This window comes from Verrucomicrobiales bacterium (genome assembly GCA_016793885.1).
In the GTDB taxonomy this organism is placed as follows: Bacteria; Verrucomicrobiota; Verrucomicrobiia; order Limisphaerales; family UBA11320; genus UBA11320.
Map to the genome: position 1 here is coordinate 1 of JAEUHE010000221.1, position 6,189 is coordinate 6,189.

3 protein-coding genes are annotated in these 6,189 nt (G+C 57.7%); all 3 read right to left on the reverse strand.

Going from position 1 to position 6,189, the window contains the following annotated elements:
* Positions 1 to 215: 215 nt before the first annotated feature.
* Positions 216 to 4,640 carry an alpha/beta fold hydrolase gene (locus JNN07_24480; GenBank protein MBL9170912.1) on the reverse strand — a complete coding sequence of 1,475 codons (4,425 nt, stop codon included), beginning with the start codon at positions 4,638 to 4,640 and terminating at the stop codon, positions 216 to 218.
* 261 nt (positions 4,641 to 4,901) lie between these two features.
* On the reverse strand, positions 4,902 to 5,825 hold the full coding sequence (locus JNN07_24485) for a hypothetical protein (GenBank protein ID MBL9170913.1): 924 nt from the start codon (positions 5,823 to 5,825) through the stop codon (positions 4,902 to 4,904).
* Between the two features lie 123 nt (positions 5,826 to 5,948).
* On the reverse strand, positions 5,949 to 6,189 hold a 241-nt coding region (locus JNN07_24490; protein ID MBL9170914.1), incomplete at its 5' end, for a transposase.

A 6,189-nucleotide genomic window follows, 5' to 3' on the forward strand; every position in this document is an offset into this window, starting at 1 on the left:
GCCAACCAACGGAAGGTCTGGGAAACGCTCCTCCAAATGCAGCAAATAACCGCCGAATACATGCTCTCAAACCTCCCCAATCCTCCTCGTCGCAAACGTCTCTCCAAAAAACGCTTAGGACTTAACTAACCGCCATTCAGACCTGACTCCATGAGAAGCGGAAACCACCCTGCGTCTGCAAATTTCTCAACTCGATCCACGTAACAACCACACCTTTACTTCACCACTGGCATTGATCTCAGGTGAAAGAACTTCTTCGGATGACTGCCTAATGCAACGGAAACAGAATCACTGAATTCAGTGTGAATCATAACCTCGCTTACTGGAGTCCATGGCCCTTCGAGTGATGTTGCCGTTTCTAGAAAGTAGGCACCGGACCGTGGCCATGTAAGTGAGATGCCATTACCCCCGCCGACTGTGACGGCGACGTGTGGATTCACGGCGGTTTCGATCAAGCCGGTGGAATTTCCGGCGGCATCTTCGGCGTACGCCTTCAGCTCCACCTGCCCAGTGAGCGGAAAGGCCAGCGGGGCCGAGTACGTATGCACCACACCCCCGTTGATCGCGTAACGAATGGTCGGACTGCCGAAATCGTCGGTGGCATTCATCACCACCGACACCTCTCCTCCGACAGCACCCAAAGTCATCGTGATCGAAGGAGGGGTCAAATCAATCGGCCCTGCGCTCTGGTAGAATGGAACCACCTCTTCCGACGGTTCGAAGGTTCCGTTCCGATCCAGATCCAGATCCAGTTTCAGCCTGCCTTGCACTATACTGAGCCGCCACCCCTGATTCTCTGGGGCAAAGCGGTAGCGCGTGAGAGACACCGCTTTGCCGGTGGCATCGGCTTCCACAATCTCCGCGAAGATTTCCTTGGTCTCCGGCGGATTGCTGAGAGTGAATTCAGTTGCGACGCGGCCTTCGACCTCCATCCATCCAGATGCGCCTTCGTAGTGAATGTCTAGTCCTGGGATCTTCTTAATCGCAATGTCGCTCAGCCGGGAGTTTTGGTTTCCGGCCGCGTCGGTGATCTGAGCATAGCTGGTGCCATACAACTTTACACTCCGTCGCGAGCCGGTGGGCGGTGGGACAAGAGCCAATGACTGCGCGGCCGCGAGTTGAGGAGGTGGCGTATGGCCGAGGAAAGTTGCGATCTGAGCGTGCACTTCAGGATTCGTAGTCATTAAGGTGTGTTCCGCGACGTTCTTGCCGCCGGATACGATGTAGAAAGTCGTGTTTGGCGCGAGATACTGGCTTGGACGAATGGCGCTTTCGAATGGCACAGTGTTATCTCCAGGGCCGTGGTTGAATCGAAAACCTTGGATCCGTTGAATGGTCGTTCTGACCATCCATGCTACCTCAAAGGCCACCACGTCCGTAGCGGTCATCGGCTTCCCACCTTCCGTGACCTGACCGGCGATGTGCAGATACGAGATGTCAGCATTGTCGCCGGACCAATTGTCTTGAGCGTCCGTGTGGAGATTGGCATTGATGGAATACGGGTCAAGCGGACTGAAAAGCCCGTTCATGTAGTCCCAAAACTGAGTTGGGGAATAGTTCTGCAATGGGTCACCCCGATCCTCGTTCAAATCCCATCGCTCCTCCGATAGCAGTCTCGTGCGTCCGCTGATATGATCTAGCCGAAAGGGAGGTATCAGTTCGGCCGTTGATGGCATCGATCGGAGTGTTGCCTGCATGTCTGTGCTCGTGAACCAGTCGAAAACCTCATCGTAAAACCGGCCGGTCAAAGTCCGATACACCGCCATTGGAGACCCCCAGAATGGTGTACCAATGGTCACTACCTTTCCGATGTCCTCCGGGTGCGCGAGCACATACTGCCGTAACACCAGTCCTCCCATGCTGTGGGCGATCACATCCACCCTTGCTCCGTCGTGCAGTGCCCGAATGTTGCTGATGTATTGGCGCAGCGTTGTGACATGGCTGGCATTCGCGCGGCGCCAGTCGTAGGGAAAAGTGAATAAGGTAGGTTTCTGCGACCAAGTTTGCTCGAGAAGAAAGTTGCTGGTCATGCGCTCCGGATGTTCCTGAAGGTCAAACTCCACATAACCAAGTGGACCGGTGAGGTATTCAATGAGAGGTCCGTAAACGACCACGGTCGAGAGGAGACCGGTGACATATTCACGGAGGATTGCCACAGCTCGCACGTCGTTGACCGGTCCTAGCAGATTCAGCGCGCGAATATCCTGCGCGCCTAAGCTCGGCCATAGATACTCACCATTGCCATTGGCACCCGTTTCCCCGTTGCCAATAAGCCTGCTTCCCGCGATCCCTGGGATGAAGATGACCGGGTGCGGGGAGGGGGCGATGTGAAAAACGTAAGCCGCGCCGGAATCAAAAAATTGCCCGCCAGTATCGTTGGGTGTACCGTTTACGCCAGTCGCGCTGCCATCCTCGAAAGCAGCGCTGGCAACTACTGTGTCGCCTGAAACAGCCACGGAGCCTCCGAACCTGTCATTCCCCTGCTTGGTCCCGACGGCGGCGGGCTTCAGATAGGCCTTCTGTGTCCACAGCCCCGCGCTGCGCACGAATATGTAGGCCGCGCCGGAAGCGACGGCTCCCTCGTTGGGCGTGCTGTTTACGCCCGTTGTGTTACTGGATTCACCAGATGCCCCGACGACCACCATGTCGCCGGAGACGGCTACGGCCCCGAAGAAGTCACCTCCTTGTGTGATCCCGACGGCGGCGGGCTTCAGATACGCCTGCTGAGTCCACAGCCCCGCGCTGCGCACGAACACGTAGGCTGCGCCGGAAGCGGAGGCTTTCTTGTCGGGCGTGCTGTTTACGCCCGTTGTGCTACTGGATTCACCATGTGCACCGACGACCACTGTGTCGCCTGAAACAGCCACGGAGGCTCCGAACGCATCACGCTCTTGCGTGGTCCCGACGGCGGCGGATTTCAGATACGCCTGCTGGGTCCACACCCCCGCGCTACGCACGAACACGTAGGCTGCGCCGGAATTGAACGAGCTCCAGCTATCGTTGGGCGTGCTGTTCACGCCCGTCGTGTCGCTGTCCTCACCGGCCGCACCAACAACCACCGTGTCACCTGAAACAGCCACGGAGGCTCCGAACGCATCATTCTCCTGCGTGGTCCCGACGGCGGCGGGCTTCAGATACGCCTGTTGCGTCCACAGCCCCGCGCTGCGCACGAACACGTAGGCTGCGCCGAAGAAACCGCCGCCTTCTCTGAGTATCTCGTTAGGCGTGCTGTTTACGCCCGTGGTGCTACTGGATTCACCAGGTGCACCGACGACCACCGTGTCGCCTGAAACAGCCACGGAGGTTCCGAACGCATCATGCTCTTGCGTGGTCCCGACGGCGGCGGGTTTCAGATACGCCTGCTGGGTCCACACCCCCGCGCTACGCACGAACACGTAGGCTGCGCCGGAACCGTAAGCCATCTCGTTGGCTGTGCTGTTTACGCCCGTTGTGTCGCTGTCCTCACCGGGCGCACCGACGACCACCGTGTCACCGGAGACGGCGACGGAGAGGCCGAACCTATCGCCTACCTGCTTAGTCCCGACAACGGCCGCCTTCAGATATGCCTGCTGAGTCCACACGCCCGCGCTACGCACGAACACGTAGGCTGCGCCGGAACCATAAGCCATCTCGTTGGGTGTGCTGTTTACGCCCGTTGTGCTACTGGATTCACCAGATGCACCGACGACCACTGTGTCGCCCGAAACAGCCACGGATGCGCCGAAGATATCATCCGCTTGCGTGGTCCCGACAACGGCGGGCTTCAGATACGCCTGTTGGGCGATGGGATCGATGGTCAGCGGGTAGCGCGCGCCGCGTTCCTCCACCTGCAGCCTTATACCGCCATGGGCGGGCGCAAAGTGCGAGGTGAGCACCTTGCCGTCAGCATCCCAAACTTTCAGGCCGGTGTAGTTAAGCACGGTCGTGCCTGCGGCATCTTGGAACAGCACGCTCTGCGCATCGGCGGCGACGCGCGCAATCAGCGATCCGCGCACCGCCAAGAAGAGGTTGAGAAAATTGGATTGAGTGTCGCGGGTCGCACCAGGGTCATGGACTGCGCCATCCCTCTCGCGCATTCGCCCGACCTGCGCATCGTCGGAAAGCAGGGGCAGTGATGCAAGCCCAGCCGCCTCCGAATTTCCCAAAGGACTGCCGCAGTCCACTGCCTCGCGAAGTTCCGGGCGCTGCTTGATGGTGAAGCCGTGCTCCAATCCGCGAGCGTCATTTACGAACCATTCCTGCACGGTGGTACTCCACTGGTAAGTGAGCCGTGTGCCCTCCGCTTGCACCGCCGGCGTGCCATCCACGGTGCACTCCGTCCCGGCAAACCCGCAACTCTTCAACTCCAGCCCCCACTGCCACGCGCCGTTTTGCGGCTCGGCGACAAAGCCGCGTCCGTCGAATTTCGTTGTCCACTGATGCCCCGGATTGAACGCCTCCCAACCTGTGGCCGTGGGCTGGAACGCATGACGCCCTGCTGCGTATGCCGCGCGGATGTTCGACCAGTCAGACTTGACAAGACTCTCTGGCACATGCTCGGGCTTGGCGAGATTCTGGAGCTTTCCCAGCGGCGGAGCGGACGGATCGGCAGCCACCAGTAGCGCAATCAGAAACAAAGAGTGGGCAAACATCGTCCTCATTGCGGGATTTGGATTACAAATGTTGAGTTTGGAAGGTGGTGACTTTTCGCTCTATATATGGGGAGCCTCATCTATTGGGCAACAACTGTACGCTAAGGTGTACGCTAAGGGATGGTTACGTGGGCTTGCTTCGGAAGAATGGACGACGATTTCGGATCATTTTGGTTAGTTGTTTTGCAGCTCGAAGTCAAAGGGAGAATGATAGTTTGTCGCGTAGTTTTCAAAGCAGGACAAATCTGTAGTTAGCAAAGCAGGACAGTTTCATTTAGGACGATTGGTGAATAGCAGAGCGGGTTTGAGCTTTTTGTCTGGCTGATGAGCCAGGACGGAGTGATGGCCTGAGGGATGGAGGCAGAGAACGACCGAAGTTCCTCGAGGGTGTTCGATTCGAATGCGCTGGGTGCCTATCGGAACTCGTCCATCTGAACCGATCTTGAGAGAGGTCCTAAGGCTCCAAATATACGGCCACCAAGGGCATCGAGGGGCGGACCGGAGGACCGAGCGCTTCTCCTTTTTGGCGATGTCCCAGGCGCGCTGGGCGGTCAGTTTGAGTTCGCGATGGATCTCCTTGGCATTGCGATGGAGTCTTAAGGCGTCGATGTGAGGGTTGGCCTCCTGAATGTCTGCGATGGCCTCGCTGGCGAAAAAGGGCGGAAGGCGCTTCTGCCAAAATTGGTGTTCGCGTTCAACTTTGCCCTTGGCCTGAGGAGTCGGGGCATAAAGGAAGCTTATCTCGTAGAAGGCGAGAGCTGAGCCCAATTGAGTTAACGCGTCGGGATTCTGGGAGAAGAACATGGAGTGATAATCGACATAGAGTTGAAGAGGTCGTCCATATGCCAAGAAGGCCGTGGGAAGGAAATCCAGGTAGGAGAGAAGGAGTTCTCGTTCATAGAGCTTGGAGCCCACAAACAGACGGCTGCAATCATCGAGCATATTGAGCATGGGGAAGTCGAAGGAGCAGAGTGGGAACCAGTGATGTGGGGAAGCATCGAGTTGCCAGAGTTCCCCGATTTGAGAACGCTGCCAACGGCGGATGGGAGCCGTAGGCTTGCGAGTGGGCGTTCGATGGGCATGGCCGTTTTGCAGCGCCCAGTGGCGCACCTGAGCACGATCGAGCTTAAAGTTGTGAAGTCGCAAGGCTTCGGAAGCGGCGAAGCTGTAGGGGCAAGGAGGAGAGCAATCCAACCGTTTGATCAGTAGATCAACGACGGGCTGAGGCCACGCCGTGGAGTGGTCACCGCCTGAGCAGCCGGGGGCCCAGACCTGGCCCTTACTATGAGCGCAGGCATCTATAGTGAATGACAGAAGTCATTTCCGAATCGAGCAATTGGACGCGGTTTTGGTCGGATCATCGATGAAGCTCTTGAGGGCTTTGCAAAGCCGATCGGAGAGTTCTTGCGGAGTTTTTGCAATGAAGTCCCAGAACCAGTCAGCTTTAAGCCTTAGCCACAGTCGCTCGATCGGATTGAAGTCCGGGGAGTAGCTGGGTAGATATTTGGGTTCAAAGTGGTGCCAGTTGATTCTGGAGGACTTGTGCCACGAGGCGTTG